Consider the following 16,461-nt stretch of genomic DNA (forward strand, 5'->3'; position numbering starts at 1 on the left):
CCCGGCTGACAGGTCACCGAAGTCACTGACCGTTCGCTGACACCGCCGAGTCCCTCGGGATGTCCAGCGTGGCAATCGGATACAGCCCGGCGCCGTCGCGGCCGTCGCGGGCCAACGCCATGGGGGCGTAGTTCACCACGTGCGACGCGCCCGGCTTGTGCTGCTGCCAGTCCACGGACGCGCGCAGGGTGTAGTGGCCCGGCGCCAGGCCCGTCAGATCGACGCGCACCGTCTCGGTCGACGAAGCCGGAACGGCCTCCTCGCGTGCGGAGCTGGTGTCGTCGCTCACCAGCGTCTTGAGGTTGACTGTCGCCCGCAGGCTGCGAACCACCGCCCCGGAGAAGTCCACCAGCCGGTAGCCGGGCGCCCACTGCTCGGTGGCGACCGCCGAGCCGTAGTTGGTCCAGGCGACCGAGATGGTCGCCACCTTGCCCTGTATCGATTGGGAGCCCGGCCGCCCCTCGACCGAATACCGGTAGCCCGCCGAGGTATTGGCCTGGGCCCACAGCAACAACAGGTTGGGGTCCATCGCCGCCCTGGACTCACGGTCCGGGAAGTTGACGCTCGACGTCATCGACACGTGGTACCTGACGACGTCGCGCAGGCCCTTCTCGTAGTAAGACCGCGGGTCGGTTCCGTTGGGCAACCGGCACCACTCGCTGATCACCGGCGCCGACGCCATCCGCTGCTTGACGGCGTTGACGACGGCGTCGTTGTCCCGTACGTATTGCGAGTCGCTCGATTCGGCCCACCCGGGCAACGGCGCTTGCACGCCAAGGCAATCCGAGCGGATGCCCACCGGCGCCGACAGTTTCTTGGTCACGTCGTCGGCCAGCAGCTCGCGCACGATCTCGGGATTCTGCGGGGTGACCACCAATTGCGTGTGCGGGAACGCGTTGACGTTCGCCGCGACCAGTTGGCGAATCGAGTCGGTCGTGATGCTCTGATCGCGGAACTGACTGTAATAGCCCAGCATCGCCTTGCTCTCATCGGGCGCGGGACCGGGCGCACCCAAAACGTCACGCAGATAGGCGATGTGGTTCTCGCCGAAGTCCCCGTAACCGGAGAACTCGAACACGGACAGGCGTTCGTCGCCGTCGTAGCGGCGACCCAGCGCGGCGAGCAGCTGGGCAAACGCGCTCAGGTAATTGGGGTCGTTCCAGCGCGGCACCACCTGCGTCACCCCGGGCGCCGGGCCGTTCGGCGGCGCGGGATAGGGGGTGGCCGCCGCCCTCATCCAGTCGGGAATCGCGATGTTGGTGTTGTCGGGGTAGGAATCGTTGCAACACGAGTTGTAGGCATACACGCCCAGGGTCAGCCGCATGTTGCGGTCCTGCAGCTTCGTCAGCGCGTCGTCGATCGCGCTGAAGTCGAACTTGCGATCGTCGGGGGCGTCGGGCGGCAGGGTTCGCGGATCGATGGGCTGCAGCTGCCGCCACGAGATGCGCAGGCTGGCGTCATAGGAGGCCGGCCACGCCGGGTACCGCTGCTGCGCCGGATTGCCTTGGGGGAACAGCGGACTCAGCAGATCCTCGTACTGGCCGCGCAACGGGTTGGCGATCTCCTGAACGGTGGGCGGGATGGCCGGAAAGACCATCGCGGACAGCGGCCCCGGGTTGGGGTGGCCGCCGCATCCGCTCAGCACCTGCGCCGCGCACGCGATGACTGCGACGAGGGCCCTTCGACCCCTCTTGTTCGACGAACGAAACATCGGCGCTAAATCGCGCCTAACGACAGCGCCTCGCGGTCGGCAAGAAACGGCATCGGCATCCAGCGCGCGGACAGCAGTGCCTCCATCGCGTTGCCCGGGACGGGCCGCGAGAGCAGGAAGCCCTGCGCGCGGTGGCATCCGTGCTGCATCAAAGTCAGTGCGGCGGCGGGTGTCTCGACCCCCTCGGCGACCAGTTGCAGGCCGAACGCCTCGGCCAATCCGATGATCGCCCGAACGATCGCCAGGTCGCCGGCGTTGGTGCCCAAGTCGCGGACGAACCCGGTGTCGATCTTGAGCATGTCGACCGGGAGTGACTTCAGGTGCGACAGAACCGCATAGCCGGTGCCGAAGTCGTCGATGGCGATCTGGACCCCCACATCCTTGAGCTCGTGCAGGGTCTTGCGGGTGGTTTCGATGTCGTGGACCACGGCCCGCTCGGTGATCTCCAGACAGACCGATCCCGCGTCGATACCGAACTCCTCGATGGTGTCGGCGACGCTGCGCACGAAGCCGCGCGTGATGAGCTGGACGGGCGACACGTTGATGCGCAGGACCGCGCTCTGGCCAACGCCATTGGCCCGCCACCGGGCGAATTCGGCGCAGGCGCTGCGCATCACCCACCGGCCCAATTCCCCTGCCAGATTGGTCGATTCGGCCACCCCGATGAACGAATCCGGCAACAGCAGGCCCCAGATCGGGTGTCGCCAGCGGACCAGCGCCTCGGCGGCCACTATCGCGCCGGTCCACAGGTCGACCTCGGGCAGATAGTGGAGCAGCAGCGCTTCGCTGTCGATGTCGCCCTGCAGGTGCAGCTCGATGTCATTGCGGAAGGCGCTTTTCAGCGACATGTCGTCGGTGGACAGCGCGACCTGGTTGCCGCCCGCGCGCTTGGCGGTCAACACGGCCTCGTCGGCCCGCCGCAACAGATCGCTGCAGTTGTCCCGCCCCGGCATGCCGACGGCCAGGCCGATGCTCACCGTGCGGGTGATCATGTGCCCGCCGAAAGCCAGGCGCTCGCACAGCATGGAAGCGAGCCGGCGGGCGAACGCCTCCGCGGTCCCCGTCGACGTCGGCTGGTCGGGGATGACGACGAACTCGTCACCGCCCAGCCGGGCGATCATGGCCTCGCTTCCCGCGCACACCCGAATGCGTTGCGCGAAAACACGGATGAACCAGTCGCCCGCGGTGTGACCGAGGTAGTCGTTGATCGGCTTGAGCCGGTCCAGGTCGAGGTACAAAACCGCGACGGGGCCCGGGCTTCCCGGCGCGAGCCGTTCGGTCAGGTGCGCGACCAGCGCGCGCCGGTTGTACAGGCCGGTCAGATCGTCGTGCTCGGCCAGGTAGCGCAGCTTCTCTTCGGCGGCGATGCGGGCCTGCAGCTGCGCGAACAGCGCGGCGACCGCCTCCAGCGTGTTGATCTCTTCTTGCTTCCACTTCCGGGCGCCGTTCTTGACGAACCCGAGCACCCCGGTGGTGGTCTCACCCGACACCAGCGGGGCGGCGGCCACCGACGGCGAGGCCGCCTGCTTGGCCCCGCCCGCCCGGCGGCCCAACGCGCGGTTGTTCTGCTCCGGGCGGATCACGACCGGCTTCCGCCCGTGCTCGCACTGGGCGAGCACCGGGTCGGCGCTGGTGAAGTGGACGACGGCCATCGGGTCGGGGTCCGGAATGTCGGTGCGCGGCGGCCACTCCGCCACCAACACCGAGGCACGGATGTCGTGGTCGTGGTGGCGCAGGAAGCTGGCGTCCAGATCGAACTGCTCGACGAGCTGCGCAAGCACCCTTTCACTCACCCGGGTCGCGGTCGATCCCGTGGCCTCCATCAGCTGCGTCGCCACCGAAGTCACGACGAGATCCAGGCTGCGCGGCAAGGACTCCTCCGATGGGCACGGGCCCCGGCTGGGCTTGGCCAATCCGGGGCCTAATCACGGGAAATTTCGCGGTGTCAGTGTTCGGTCCGGGGTCACGAAGTGGTGCGAAGCGTACCATGTGCGACCCGGCCCGGACCCGGTAACGCCTGGTCCCGACGGGAACGGTGGACACCGCGGATGCCTGTCGCGCCCGGCAGCGGTGGCTCGCTCACGCCCGCGCCGACAACGTCCTCTTCGGGGTCGTCTTCGGGGTCGTCTTCGGGCCCGACAAGTGAGACAGCTCACAGTCGCACCGCGGCTGTCACGCCCGGCCGGGCTCCGGTGTCTCAAGGGCAACAATCCCGTGAGAGGTAGGAGACAGACATGACCGAACAGGCCACCCAGAAGACCCACGTCGTCGTCGTCGGCGGCGGATACTCCGGAACCCTGGCCGCCAATCGTCTGCGGCAGCGCACCGACGTCGACGTGACCCTGATCAACCCGCGTCCGGTCTTCGTGGAGCGGATCCGCCTGCACCAGCTGATCGCCGACACCGGCGTCGCGATCGCCGACTACGACAGCCTGCTGGGCGAGGGCATCGGGCTGATCGTCGACGCCGTCGATCGCATCGAGCCCGCCGACCGGCGCGTGGTGCTGGGCTCGGGCGCCGAACTGGACTATGACTACCTCGTCTACGCCGTCGGGAGCACCGGCGCGATGCCGCCGACCGTGCCCGGCGCGGCCGAGTTCGCGCACTCGGTCGCCGACCTGGAGAGCGCGCAGCGGCTGCACCACACGCTCGCCGACCTGCCGCTGAGCGCGCCGATCACGGTCGTAGGCGGCGGGCTGACCGGAATCGAGACGGCCTCCGAGCTGGCCGAGCTGGGCCGCCCGGTGACCCTGGTCTGCGGCGGTGTCCTGGGCCCGTCGCTGAGCGGGCGGGGTCGGCGTTCGGTGGCCAGGCAACTGCGCGGCCTCGAGGTCGACGTGCTCGAATCCGCCGCGGCCGCCGAGGTGCGCCCGGACGCGGTGGTGCTCACCAACGGCGCCGCGCTGCCCAGCGCCGCGACGGTGTGGACGGCCGGGTTCACCGTGCCGGACCTGGCGGCGCGCAGCGGGCTGAGCACCGACGCGGTGGGCCGGCTGCTCACCGATGAGACGCTGACCAGCATCGACGACGGCCGTATCGTCGCCGCCGGCGACGCGGCCGCCCCGTCGGGCCGGCCGCTGCGGATGAGCTGCCAGGCCGCCGGACCGTTGGGCGTCCAGGCCGCCAACACCGTGCTCAGCCGCATCGCCGGAGAGACCCCGGCGTTGCTGAACCAGGCGTTCACGGGCCAGTGCATCAGCGTGGGGCGCTCGCACGCCACCATTCAGCTCGCCCGCAAGGACGACACCCCGGTGGACCTGTACGTCGGCGGGCGCATCGCGGCGTCGGTCAAGGAGACCGTGTGCAAGGCCACGCTGTGGGCGATCCGGCGCGAGGCCGCCAAGCCGGGCTCGTACTTCTGGCTCAAGGGGGGCGCGCGGCCCGCGCAATCCCCGGCCGACGAGCGGGTCGGGCTGCGGGGACCGCGGTGACCCGCTCGTCCGAGCACGCCGACCGGTTCACGTTGCTGCGGCCGCTGCTGTTCACCATCGCCTACGAGATCCTCGGCTCGGCGACCGAGGCCGACGACGTGCTGCAGGACAGCTACCTGCGCTGGGCGGCCGTGGACCTGTCGGCCGTGCGCGACACCAAGTCCTACCTGGCCCAGCTGGTCACCCGGCAGGCGCTCAACGCGCTGCGCGCCGACGCCCGCCGCCGCGAGGAGTACGTGGGGCCCTGGCTGCCCGAGCCGCTGCTGCTCGACGACCAGGATCCCTCGGCGGATGTCGTTCTGGCGGAATCGGTTTCGATGGCGATGCTGGTTCTGCTGGAAACCCTGAGCCCCGACGAACGCGCGGTGTTCGTGCTGCGCGAGGTGTTCGGTTTCGACTACGGCGAGATCGCCGAGGCGGTCGGCAAACCGGCGCCGACCGTCCGCCAGGTCGCCCACCGCGCCCGCGAACACGTGCGGGCGCGACGCAAGCGGTTCGACGCGGCGGATCCCGAGCGCAACGCCGAGATCACCGCCCAGTTCCTGTCCGCGGCGGCCACCGGCGACGTGGAGGCGCTGATGGCGATGCTCGCGCCCGACGCCACCTGGACGGCCGACAGCGGGGGCATCGTCAGCGCCGCGCGCAGGCCGGTCGTCGGCGCCGACCGGGTGGCCCGGGCCATCGCCGGGTTGATGCGCCGGGCCGCGGCCATGGCGGGGGCGCGCGTCGCCATGGTCACCTGCAACAGCGCCCCGGCGGTGCTGCTCTACCTCGGCGAACAGCTGGAAGGGCTGATCACGCTCGAGATCGCCGACGGCAAGATCACCAACTTCTACGTGATGCGCAACCCGCACAAGCTGGCCGCCCTCGCCAGCGCCCGCGACATCAGCCGCGGTTAACTCTGTCAAGCTAGGGCGGTGCGAATCGACCGGCTTGGCGACCTGGGCGCCGCGCCCCGCGTGCTGCGCGCCGTGGGTGCCGCCACCGCGCGGCTCGGCTTGCCGCCGCCGGCCGCGCTGACCGGCGAGTGGTTCGGGTCGCTGGCGCTGATCGCACCCAGCCTGTCGGCGCGGCCGGTGCCCGCGGGCGACGCCTTCGCCGTCCCGCAGTGCCCGTCGGCGCGCGACTCGGCGGCGGTGGGCGGCGGCTGGGTCGGTTACCTGTCCTACCCCGATCCCGGCGCCGACGGGAAGGGGAACCGGATCCCCGAGGCCGCGGGCGGCTGGACCGACTGCGTCCTGCGCCGCGATCGCGACGGGATGTGGTGGTACGAAAGCCTGTCCGGTGCGCCCATGCCCGACTGGCTGACCGCCGCGCTGACGGCCGCGCCGGCGCCGGCGCGCGCCTGCCGGATCCACTGGGGCGCCGCCGACCGGGAAACGCATCGCGGCGGCGTCCTGTCCTGCCTGGCGGCCATCCGCGCCGGCGAGGTGTATCAGGCCTGCGTGTGCACGCATTTCACCGGCACGGTCACCGGCGCCCCGCTGGACTTCTTCACCGACGGCGTCGCGCGAACCGCCCCGGCCCGGGCGGCCTACGTCGCGGGCGCGTGGGGCGCGGTGGCGTCGCTGTCCCCGGAGCTTTTCCTGCGGCGCCGCGGATCGGCCGTGACGTCGAGCCCGATCAAGGGCACGCTGCCGCTGGACGCCTGGCCGTCGGCGTTGCGGGCCTCGGCCAAAGAGGTCGCGGAAAACATCATGATCGTCGACCTGGTCCGCAACGACCTCGGCCGGGTCGCGCTCGTCGGCACCGTCACCGTGCCCGAGCTGCTGGTCGTCCGGCGCGCCCCCGGCGTGTGGCACCTGGTTTCCACGGTGGCCGCGCAGGTCCCCGTCGAACTCCCGACGTCGGCGCTGCTGGACGCCGCCTTCCCGCCTGCCTCGGTCACCGGAACCCCGAAACACCGTGCCCGGCAACTGATTTCACAATGGGAACACAGTCGCCGCGGAATATATTGCGGCACAATCGGTTTGGCTTCGCCGGTCGCCGGCTGTGAGCTGAACGTCGCGATCCGGACCGTCGAGTTCGACGCCCGCGGCAGCGCTGTACTGGGAGTCGGCGGCGGGATCACCGCCGACTCCGATCCCGACGCCGAATGGCAGGAGTGCCTGCACAAAGCCGCGCCGATCGTCGGGCCGCCCCGCGTGGCGGCCGCGGCGTCCGTTGGTTAGCAGGTGGGCCAGCAGAGATCGGTTAGGTGAAACATCAGCGCCGCCGCCGTGAATTTCGGATAATGCCCCACGCCACGCGTCACGTTTGCCTAAGCTTCAGGGATTGACGCGCGCCGATCGCGCGTAGACAGCTTGAGGGGGCCGTCATGAGAATTGCCGTTCTGGGCGCCGCAGCGTCCGCCCTGATGGGCGGGACCCTGGCGGTGACGCCCCTGACCTCGGTCAGCGCGCCGCTGCCCGCCTCGGGGACGTGCGGCCCGGGCGGGGCCGTATGCGAGAAGGTGGCGTCGGTTCTCATGCCCGAGACGCCGAAGCCGTCGGGACCGGGTCCCGCCGCGTCGGCCGGCGGCCCGACAACACCGTTCTCCGAGGCCAGCAACGTGATCGCGCCCGGTGGTCCACCCCAGCCCGGCGGGCCCGCGGCCGCGGCCGCGGTGCCGGGGGTGAGCTCGCCGGGAGCCGGCATCGGCGGCGCACCGAGCGCCGGCGTGGGCGTTCCGGGGGCCGGCCTGGCCGTGCCCGGGGCGCCCGACCTGTCCGGCCTGCCCGACGCCAACCTCGTGCTGCCCGCCCTGGCCGGGCTGCCCGCCGCCGCTGCGATACCCAACGACGCGGCTGTGGCCCTGTCGGTGGTCCAGGGTGTCGTGGGCGTGGGCGGCAGCGTCGTCGGCATCGGAAGCAGCGCCGTGGCCAGCCTGAGCACCGCCGCCATCGCGCTGGTCTACCTCAAGAACGCCGGCCTGCTGCCGGCCAACTTCAGTTTGGGCGTTCCGGGGGTGGGTCTCCCGGCCATCCCGGGGGTGCTGCCCGTCGCGGCTGCCCTCCCGGCAGCGGCGGCGGCCATTCCGGCCGGCCTCCCGGCCGTGGCCCTCCCGGCGGCACCGCCGCTCCCCGCGGCGCCCCCGCTGCCGGCATTGCCCGCGGTCCCCGCGGCCCTGCCCGCCCTGCCGGCCGCTCCACCGCCACTTCCGGCGTTGCCGCCGCTCCCCGCGGGGCCGCCCCCGCTGCCGGCCCTGCCGCCGCCTCCGCCGCTGCCCCCACTCCCGCCGCTGCCGCACCCTCAGGTGTGCACGCCGGGGATCGGCGTCCTGAAGGCCTGCACGCCCTGAGCCGGCCGACCGCTCACTCGCGGCGTGATTGCAGGACCGCGTCGTAGAGCAGTCGCGTACGCACGTCCGGGTGCCCGACGGCCACCTCGCTGCAGGCGTCCTTGACGCGCACCCCTCCGGCGACGAGCCGCTCCACCTCGTCCACCAGGGATTGCAGGTCGGCGCGCGGCGTCGCGCCGGCGAGCACGACGGTGATCTCGCCGAGCACCCCGTCGTCGGCCCACGCCGCCAGCTCGCCGAGCGACCCGCGCACCACTTCCTCGTGCACCTTGGTCAGTTCCCGGCACACCACCGCGCGGCGCTCGCCGCCGAGCTCGTCCGCGGCGTCGCGCAGGCAGGCGGCCAGCCGGCGCGGGGATTCGAAGAACACGCAGGTGCGCCGCTCGTCGGCCAGCGAGGCGAACCAGCTTCGGCGTGCCGCCTTCTTGCGCGGAGCGAATCCCTCGAAGCAGAACCGTTCCGACGGCAGGCCGGAGACGGCGAGCGCGGTCGTCACGGCCGACGGCCCGGGGAGGCAGGTCAGCGGGACCCCGGCGTCGACGCAGGCCGCGACCAGCCGGTAGCCGGGGTCGCTGATCAACGGCATTCCGGCGTCGCTGACCAGGAGCACGGTCGCGCCGGACTTCATCGCGTCGACGAGGCCGGGTACCCGCGCGGCCTCCACCCGGTCGTAGAGGCTGACCAGGCGGCCGGTGATGGCGACGTCGAGCGCCTTGGCCAAGACCCGCACCCGCCGGGTGTCCTCGGCGGCCACCACGTCGGCGCGGGCCAGGGCGTCGATCAGGCGCGGCGAGGCGTCCGCCGGCCGGCCCAGGGGCGTCGCGGCCAGCAATAGTCGGCCAGGAGTCATGACCGACAGCCTACGATCGACACCGATGTCCGCCCCGCCCCGCGAAAGCCCCGTCGTCTTTGAAAACCGGGACGAGCGCGTCGTCCCCGTGGTCAGCCCGGGGCCGCTGGCCCCGGTCGCGGACTTCGGGCCGGCCGACACCATCCGCGGCTGGGTCGTGACCGGCGTGGTCACCCTGCTGGCGACGGTCACCCGGTTCCTCAACCTGGGCTCGCCGACCGACGCCGGCACCCCCGTCTTCGACGAGAAGCACTACGCGCCGCAGGCCTGGCAGGTGCTGCACAACCACGGGGTGGAGGACAACCCCGGGTTCGGGCTGGTGGTCCACCCCCCGGTGGGCAAGCAGCTCATCGCGATCGGCGAGGCGCTCTTCGGTTACAACGGCGTCGGCTGGCGGTTCGCCGGCGCCCTACTCGGCGTCGTCATGGTGGTGCTGGTCATGCGGATCGTCCGGCGGATCAGCCGCTCGACGCTGGTCGGCGCGATCGCCGGCGTGCTGGTCATCTGCGACGGCGTCAGCTTCGTCACCGCGCGCACCGCCCTGCTCGACGGCATCCTGACGTTCTTCGTGGTCGCGGCGTTCGGCGCGCTCATCGTCGACCGCGATCAGGTGCGCCTGCGGCTGCACGTCGCCCTGTCGGAGGGCCGCAGCGCCGAGACCCTGTGGGGCCCGCGGCTGGGTGTGCGCTGGTGGCGTTTCCTGGCCGGCCTCATGCTCGGATTGGCTTGCGGGACAAAGTGGTCCGGCCTGTACTTCGTGGTGTTCTTCGGCGCGATGTCGCTGGCGTTCGACGTGGCGGCGCGCCGCCAGTACCAGGTGACCAGGCCGTGGCTGGGTACGCTTCGACGCGACCTGATCCCCACGGCGTATGCGTTGGCGCTCATCCCGTTCGGGGTCTACCTGGCCAGCTACGCGCCGTGGTTCGCTTCCGAGACCGCGATAGACCGCCACGAGGTGGGCCTGTCGATCGGCCCGCACTCCGTCGTTCCCATGCCCGACGCGATCCGGTCCCTGTGGCACTACACCGCCAAGGCCTTCCAGTTTCACGCGGGCCTGACGAACTCCGCCGGCAACTACCACCCCTGGGAATCCAAACCGTGGAGCTGGCCGATGTCGTTGCGGCCGGTGCTGTATGCGATCGACCAGCAGAACGTGCCCGGCTGCGGGCCGCAGTCGTGCGTCAAGGCGGAGATGCTCGTGGGCACCCCCGCGATGTGGTGGCTCTCCGTTCCGGTGCTGCTGTACGCCCTGTGGCGCATGATGATTCGCCGCGACTGGCGCTACGCGGCCGTGCTGACCGGTTATTGCGCGGGGTGGCTGCCCTGGTTCGCCGACATCGACCGGCAGATGTACTTCTTCTACGCGTCGACGATGGCGCCGTTTCTGGCCATGGGCCTCGCGCTGATCTGCGGCGACATTCTCTACGCGCGCCGGCAGAATCCCGAGAGGCGCACGCTCGGGCTCATCGCGGTCTCGTGCTACGTGGCGTTGGTCGTCACCAACTTCGCCTGGCTGTTCCCGGTACTCACCGGCCTGCCCCTCTCCCAGCAGACCTGGAACATGGAGATCTGGCTGCCCAGCTGGCGCTGACCATCACGCCGAGCAGACGCAAAAGCCCCCAAAACGCCGCGGTTTAGGGGGCTTTTGCGTCTGGTCGCGGTACTGCGCTACAACGGATCCCGCGCGACGGGGCAGGACATGCACCGCGGCCCGCCGCGGCCGGTGCCCAATTCCGACCCCGCAATGGTGAGCACCTCGATGCCCGCGTCCCGCAGCCGGGCGTTGGTCTGCGCGTTGCGTTCGTAGGCGACCACCACGCCGGGCGCCAGGGCCAACGTGTTGTTGCCGTCGTCCCACTGCTCGCGTTCGGCGACAAGCGGATCCAGCCCGGTGTCGATCACCCGCAGCTTGTCGATCCCCATCGCCCTGGCGGCGGCCTCCAAGAACGGCGTCTCGTCGCTGATGGTGATGCCGCCGGGCGTCGGCTGGATCGTGAACGCCGACAGCGCGTCGATGATGTTGGCGTACATCAGCACCGTGTCGGTGTCGACCATCGTGCACACCGTGTCCAGGTGCATCTGCGCGCGCCGCTGCGCGATCGGCACCGCCAGCACCGTGTTCGCGAGGTCGTCGTCAAACAGGCTGCGCGCCAACGCTTCCGCCCCGGCCGGCGTGGTCCGCTCACCCACCCCGACGGCGACCACACCGGGGGCGAGCAGCAGCACGTCGCCGCCCTCGACGGGAGCGGTGCGCGACTCGTAGGCGCGCCGCACCCCGGTGAACCGCGGGTGATGCGCGTAGATCAGATCGCTCAGCGAGGCCTCGCGAACGCGGGCCGGCAGCGCCAGGGTCGGGATCACCACGCGCGGGCCGATCCAGATCGCCGAGTCGCGGGTGAACACCAGGTTGGGCAGCGGGTCGATGACGAAGTCCGCCCCGTGGTGCATCCGAAGGACCAGCGAGACGTCGGCGCGGGTATCCGCCGGCAACTCGTTGAACGTCATCCCGCCCATCAGCACGGTGGCCAACCGCACCGGATCCAGGCCCCGCAGGTAGGCCGAAAGCCGTTGGGCCAGGGGTACTCCGAGCCGACGCGCGTCCACCGCGGCGGCAACGCCCTGCATCCGGGCGGCCCCGCTGTGGCTGAGGGCCTCGGTGAGCAGGTCGGACAGCAGCAGCACCTCGACGCCGCGCGAACGCAGCAGGTCCGCGAACTGGTCGTGCTCCTCCTGTGCCCGCGCCACCCACGGCAGCCCGTCGAACAGCAGCTGGTCGTTGTTGCGCGGGTTGAGGCGCAGCAGCTCGCCGCCGGGGCGGTGCAGGATGACGACCCGCAGCGCGCCCACCTCGGAATTGGTGCCCAGCTCGACAACGGCCACGCAGGAAACGGTAGCCGGTCCCCGCTCGATCGAACGGGTGTGCGATAAACTGGGGGCCGTGGGCATCGCGGTACAGGGCTCGCTGTTCGAGCACACCGAGCGCAGGGAGCTCGGTGACGGCGCCTTCATCGAGATCCGCGCCGGCTGGTTGACCGATGCCGACGGCCTGCTCGTCGAACTGCTGTCGACGGTGCCGTGGCGCGCCGAGCGCCGCCAGATGTACGACCGGGTGGTCGACGTGCCGCGGCTGGTCAGCTTTCACGACCTGACCGTCGAGGACCCTCCGCACCCGCTGCTGGGACGGCTGCGGCGCCGGCTCAACGACATCTACGCGGGCGAGCTGGGCGAGCCCTTCACCACCGTCGGATTGTGTTGCTACCGCGACGGCTCCGACAGCGTCGCCTGGCATGGCGACACCATCGGTCGCAGCAGCTCGCAAGACACCATGGTGGCCATCGTCAGCCTCGGCGCGACGCGCACCTTCGCGATGCGCCGGCGCGACCGGAATCTCGGGGGCCCGTCGCTGCGGCTGCCGCAGGCGCACGGCGACCTGCTGGTGATGGGCGGTTCGTGCCAGCGCACCTGGGAGCATGCGGTGCCCAAGACGTCGGCTCCGACGGGGCCGAGGGTGAGCATCCAGTTCCGTCCCCGCGACGTGCGCTAGCTAGCCGCGGACCGCGGCCACGGCCTTGACGAGAAGGTCGCGGGCGCGCTGGGTGTCGATCTTGGCCACCGGCTGGTCCGGTATGACCAGCGGGTTGGCGATGACGATCACCTGGTAATCGCCGAATTGAGCCGAGTAGTCATACAGCTCCCCGGTGCGGGCAGCCCCGGACACCACCGCCTGCAGCACCCGGTGCACGCCCGTGGTGTGGGCCCCGTCGATGTGCGGCGCGTCGATCACCTCGAGGCCGCCCCGCACCCCGCTGCCGGCGAACGCGACCTTTGCGCAGTCTTTCCCGGGATCGTTGAACGGCAGGGCCTTTGAGGTCTCGATGGCGATGACGACGAACCTGTTCCCGTTACCCTCCGCGGACACGGCGGCCATGTTGCCCTGCAGGTCCGGCGGCATGTCCGGCCCCACCGCAACTTTCGCGCAGCTCGCCGGATCGAAGGTCAGGCCTTCGGGCAGCTTGCGGGCCGAAAGCAGCTTGGGGTCGATCGCCCGTTCGGAGATGTCGGTGACCTTGTACTCGGGCCCGAAGCTCGACTTGACTTCGGCCACCTTGCCGATGTCGGCCTTGACAGCCGGATCACCACCCGATGAGCAGCCGGCGAGCACGCAGACGGATGCGGCCGCGAGCAACACCTTGGACACCGTGGCCAATCTACCCAACGCCGGCGCTCAGCCGCGCAATGTGGACACCGTTTTGACGAGCAGATCGGCGGCGAATTGGGGCGGCAACGCGGGCAGCGCCGAACCCGGGTCCGTGGTCAGTGTGGTGAAGGCGTAATAGTTGCCCAGGTAGGCGATGAAGGTGTATGTGCGCGAATCGATTTCGGTGCCCGACTCGACGGATGACCTGGTGTCGGCCACCATGCCGAGGGTTTCGGCGTGGTCGATGTGCGGGGCGTCGACGAGGCCGACGTCGGCCGTGGTGTGCCCGTCGCTCATGGTCCACCGCGCGCACGCCGCCACGATGCCCGGGTCGAGGTCAACCGGGCCGGGCAAAGTCACCACGACCGTGTCGACGATGCCGCCGGCGCCCGAGGCGGAGAAGCCCTGTGCGCTTTGGTCGCGCCCGCCGCCGGGGTCGGCGAGCGCAACGCATTGCGGCGGACGGGTCCGCGCGTCGGCCCCCAGGCTCCAGATCACCCGCGGGGAGGCCGCGCCGGGGACGCCGGTGGCCACCTCGTAGCCGGGCGGCAGCTCGCGCACGACCCGCTTGATGTTGGCGGGATTGACCGCGGTGTCGCGGGTGGTCGTCGTTGCAGGCTTCGGCGGCGTGGACACGGGCGACTGCGCGCATGCGGCCAGCAGCACCGCGATGACGCCAATTGCCAACGGACGCATGCCCGTTCAGCCGACCGCTTCGATCACCTGACGGGCGACGCGTTTGATCTGATCGGCCATGTGACGGCTGAAGGCCGGCCGGCGCGGCACATCGATGACGGTCGTGATGACGCCGACGTCCTCGCGCTGCCAGACCGCGCCGTGGTGGTCCATGATCGCGCGCATCGGCATGTTGTCGGAAAGCATTCGCGCGGAGAATCTTTCGACACCGTCGACCCTGGCCGCGATCGACAGCGCGTCGATCAGAAAGCTGCCGATCCCCCGGCCCTGATAGGCGTCGGCGACGGTGAAGGCGATCTCGGCGACCGTCGGGTCGTTCTCGTCCCGAACAAAGCGGCCATCGGCGACCGGGTAGTCCCCGTCGGTCACCACCCACACGAAGTGGTCGACGTAGTCGACCTCGGAGAGGTAGTGCAACAACGCCGGGGTCGGGATGCGGGCCGTCATGAACCGCCGATACAGCGTCTCGCTGGAGAATTGGATATGGCCGTGAACGGTCCGCTCGTCGTCGCCGGGCAGGACCGGGCGCAGCATCAGGTGGGTCCCGTCGCGGACGCGTATCGGGATCGGCGTGATGTATGCGGCCAGACGCTGGCGCACCGTGCGCAGCAGTCGCGGCATCACGCCGGGCAGATGCAGCATCCGGGTGAAGGCCTCGTTGTCGCCGATCCAGCCGGTCAGCGGTTCGGCCGTGGTGACCGTGGCGATGCGCGGGATGTCCCGCAACAGCGCGATCTCGCCCACGATCATGCCCGGCGACACCTGCCCGGAGATGATCGTGCCGTCGCGATCGATGCGGCGGATCTCGGCTTTCCCCGACGAAATGAGCAGGAACGACACGGCCCGCTCGCCCTGCTGCATCAGCACTTGGCCCGCAGCGGCGCGTAGCGGTTGAAGGCGGGCCGCCAGGGGCACCAGGTCCTCGATACGGCAGCCCTCGAAGACGTCCATCGTCGCGAGCTCTTCAGCTCGCGCCCCGGTCAGTTCGGCCACCGCGATGCCCCGCCGATCGTTCAGCCGTCTACCGCGTCAGGTCGGACACCCCGCGGTCGGATGTTGCCCAGGTTATGGGGTGTGTTCCGGACGCGGCAAGGATGCGGGCAAAGCGTCCACCCACGGCTCGGCCGATGCCGGGCCCGGTCAGCCTGTTGCGGGGCCCGCGGGCAGAAGCGTGCCATCGCCACCGAATTTCACCGCCGGCCTTCCCACTGCGCGCGGTGGACCGTTTTCGCCTCGTGCGGGGTGGGGTCAGGGCCGCGCCGACGACTTCGGAATGGCTATCGTCACGAGAAGGCCGCGGTGGTCCGACCCCGGAATCGTGAGCGTGCGCAGCGAGGTTGCCGCGCAATTGCGGGTGAGTATGTGGTCGATGGCGATGAACGGCGGCAGCCACGAATCGGCCGGGAAGGTCGGCTTGAAGCCCGTTCCGGATTGCTCGGCGGCGTCGGAGTAGCCGTGGCCCAGCAGAGCGCGGAAGGGTCGCATGTCGGTTGTGCTGTTCATGTCGGCGGCGACGATCACCGAACCCGCGCCGGCATGCTCGCCGACTTCCGACAAGGTGCTCGGCAACCGACTCATGTCGCGGCGCCAGTCGTCGATGGGCACCGGCCAGGGACCGGCCATGTGCGCCACGACGACGGTGGGGGCTACCGAGACACCCGCCACCCGTATCCGCGCGGTGAGGAACGCGAAGGTGTAACCGCCGATGCGCTCGGGTGCGTCTATCGCAAACCGACTCCACACGCCGGCTCCCCCGGGGCCGTCGCGCGGTTCAAGCCACCGATAGGGAAACGTTGCGTCCAGCCCGGCGCCGGCAAGCCGATCGGCTTCGTCCTGGGTGAGTTCCTGGAATGCGATGACGTCCGCCTGCTCGCGAGCCAGCCTCACGACATCGCCGGGATCGGCCTGGCCCAGGCGGAGGTTCGCCGAGATGACTCGAAGCCCCAGACTCGCAGGTCCAGCGGCGTTCGAGCCGCGGTACAAGGGCAGCTGGACCGCCAGCATCGCCATGGCCAAGCCCACGGCGACGATCGCGAGAGTCCAGCGTCGCCCCCAGAGAAGCAATGCCGCCGACACCGGCGCGCAGAGCATCAGGTATGGCGACAGCGCCGCCGTGATCAAGGTGGCATGGCAGGTGATCGACAAATAGCGTGAGGCGAAGGCGCAGCCGGCAACGACGAGCGCGACGAGGCCGATAGCTGTCTGGGGCATCCTGTGAATCTTCACCGGTGCCGTTCGGCGTCTGGACTCAACCCTCGATCGGATACCACAAGCATAGTCAAAGGCTTATCATCA

The 16,461-nt window shown here is 70.5% G+C and carries 13 protein-coding genes and 1 pseudogene; 6 read left to right on the top strand and 8 right to left on the bottom strand.

Features of this window, described 5'->3' with window-relative positions:
• Positions 1-22: 22 nt before the first annotated feature.
• Both A5696_RS10590 and A5696_RS10595 read right to left on the bottom strand, forming a co-directional pair.
• Positions 23-1,711: a hypothetical protein gene (locus A5696_RS10590; protein WP_067877532.1), complete on the bottom strand. Its 1,689-nt coding sequence runs from the start codon at positions 1,709-1,711 to the stop codon at positions 23-25.
• Positions 1,712-1,716: 5 nt separating this feature from the next.
• The gene (locus tag A5696_RS10595) at positions 1,717-3,582 is read right to left on the bottom strand and encodes a bifunctional diguanylate cyclase/phosphodiesterase (protein ID WP_067877534.1); all 1,866 of its coding nucleotides are present in this window, start codon (positions 3,580-3,582) and stop codon (positions 1,717-1,719) included.
• 363 nt (positions 3,583-3,945) lie between these two features.
• Between A5696_RS10595 and A5696_RS10600 the strand changes: the two genes are divergently transcribed.
• The 4 genes from A5696_RS10600 to A5696_RS10615 all read left to right on the top strand — a co-directional run bounded on the left by A5696_RS10600 (position 3,946) and on the right by A5696_RS10615 (position 8,422).
• Complete coding sequence (locus tag A5696_RS10600; RefSeq protein ID WP_067877537.1) at positions 3,946-5,142, top strand: NAD(P)/FAD-dependent oxidoreductase; 1,197 nt, start codon at positions 3,946-3,948, stop codon at positions 5,140-5,142.
• Positions 5,139-6,041 (top strand): RNA polymerase sigma-70 factor, encoded by a 903-nt coding sequence (locus A5696_RS10605; protein WP_067877540.1) that lies wholly within the window; start codon positions 5,139-5,141, stop codon positions 6,039-6,041. The genes A5696_RS10600 and A5696_RS10605 overlap by 4 nt, the downstream gene beginning before the upstream one ends.
• An 18-nt stretch (positions 6,042-6,059) precedes the next feature.
• A complete protein-coding gene (locus tag A5696_RS10610) occupies positions 6,060-7,313 on the top strand; it encodes an aminodeoxychorismate synthase component I (protein ID WP_067877543.1) in 1,254 nt (417 codons plus the stop codon).
• Between the two features lie 146 nt (positions 7,314-7,459).
• Positions 7,460-8,422 (top strand): hypothetical protein, encoded by a 963-nt coding sequence (locus A5696_RS10615; RefSeq protein ID WP_082956673.1) that lies wholly within the window; start codon positions 7,460-7,462, stop codon positions 8,420-8,422.
• Here the strand turns inward: A5696_RS10615 and rsmI are convergent.
• A pseudogene (rsmI, locus tag A5696_RS10620) lies at positions 8,374-9,272 on the bottom strand (16S rRNA (cytidine(1402)-2'-O)-methyltransferase). The gene A5696_RS10615 and the pseudogene rsmI sit on opposite strands and share 49 nt — an antisense overlap.
• 25 nt (positions 9,273-9,297) lie before the next feature.
• On the opposite strand from rsmI, the gene A5696_RS10625 reads away from it, so the two are divergent.
• A complete protein-coding gene (locus A5696_RS10625; RefSeq protein WP_067877552.1) occupies positions 9,298-10,863 on the top strand; it encodes a dolichyl-phosphate-mannose--protein mannosyltransferase in 1,566 nt (521 codons plus the stop codon).
• A gap of 77 nt (positions 10,864-10,940) precedes the next feature.
• Here the strand turns inward: A5696_RS10625 and arcA are convergent, their stop codons facing one another.
• Positions 10,941-12,152 carry an arginine deiminase gene (arcA, locus tag A5696_RS10630; protein ID WP_067877555.1) on the bottom strand — a complete coding sequence of 404 codons (1,212 nt, stop codon included), beginning with the start codon at positions 12,150-12,152 and terminating at the stop codon, positions 10,941-10,943.
• Positions 12,153-12,210: 58 nt separating this feature from the next.
• On the opposite strand from arcA, the gene A5696_RS10635 reads away from it, so the two are divergent.
• The gene (locus tag A5696_RS10635) at positions 12,211-12,816 is read left to right on the top strand and encodes an alpha-ketoglutarate-dependent dioxygenase AlkB (RefSeq protein WP_197516939.1); all 606 of its coding nucleotides are present in this window, start codon (positions 12,211-12,213) and stop codon (positions 12,814-12,816) included.
• Here A5696_RS10635 and A5696_RS10640 read toward each other — a convergent pair whose 3' ends face one another.
• The 4 genes from A5696_RS10640 to A5696_RS10655 all read right to left on the bottom strand — a co-directional run bounded on the left by A5696_RS10640 (position 12,817) and on the right by A5696_RS10655 (position 16,377).
• Positions 12,817-13,470 carry a DUF5642 family protein gene (locus A5696_RS10640; RefSeq protein WP_067877561.1) on the bottom strand — a complete coding sequence of 218 codons (654 nt, stop codon included), beginning with the start codon at positions 13,468-13,470 and terminating at the stop codon, positions 12,817-12,819.
• 27 nt (positions 13,471-13,497) lie between these two features.
• Complete coding sequence (locus tag A5696_RS10645; RefSeq protein WP_067877564.1) at positions 13,498-14,166, bottom strand: DUF5642 family protein; 669 nt, start codon at positions 14,164-14,166, stop codon at positions 13,498-13,500.
• Positions 14,167-14,172: 6 nt separating this feature from the next.
• Positions 14,173-15,117: a GNAT family N-acetyltransferase gene (locus A5696_RS10650; protein ID WP_156738338.1), complete on the bottom strand. Its 945-nt coding sequence runs from the start codon at positions 15,115-15,117 to the stop codon at positions 14,173-14,175.
• Positions 15,118-15,414: 297 nt separating this feature from the next.
• A complete protein-coding gene (locus A5696_RS10655; RefSeq protein WP_082956679.1) occupies positions 15,415-16,377 on the bottom strand; it encodes an endonuclease/exonuclease/phosphatase family protein in 963 nt (320 codons plus the stop codon).
• Positions 16,378-16,461 lie beyond the last annotated feature (84 nt).

The organism is Mycobacterium sp. E2699, from assembly GCF_001666745.1.
Taxonomy (GTDB): domain Bacteria; phylum Actinomycetota; class Actinomycetes; order Mycobacteriales; family Mycobacteriaceae; genus Mycobacterium.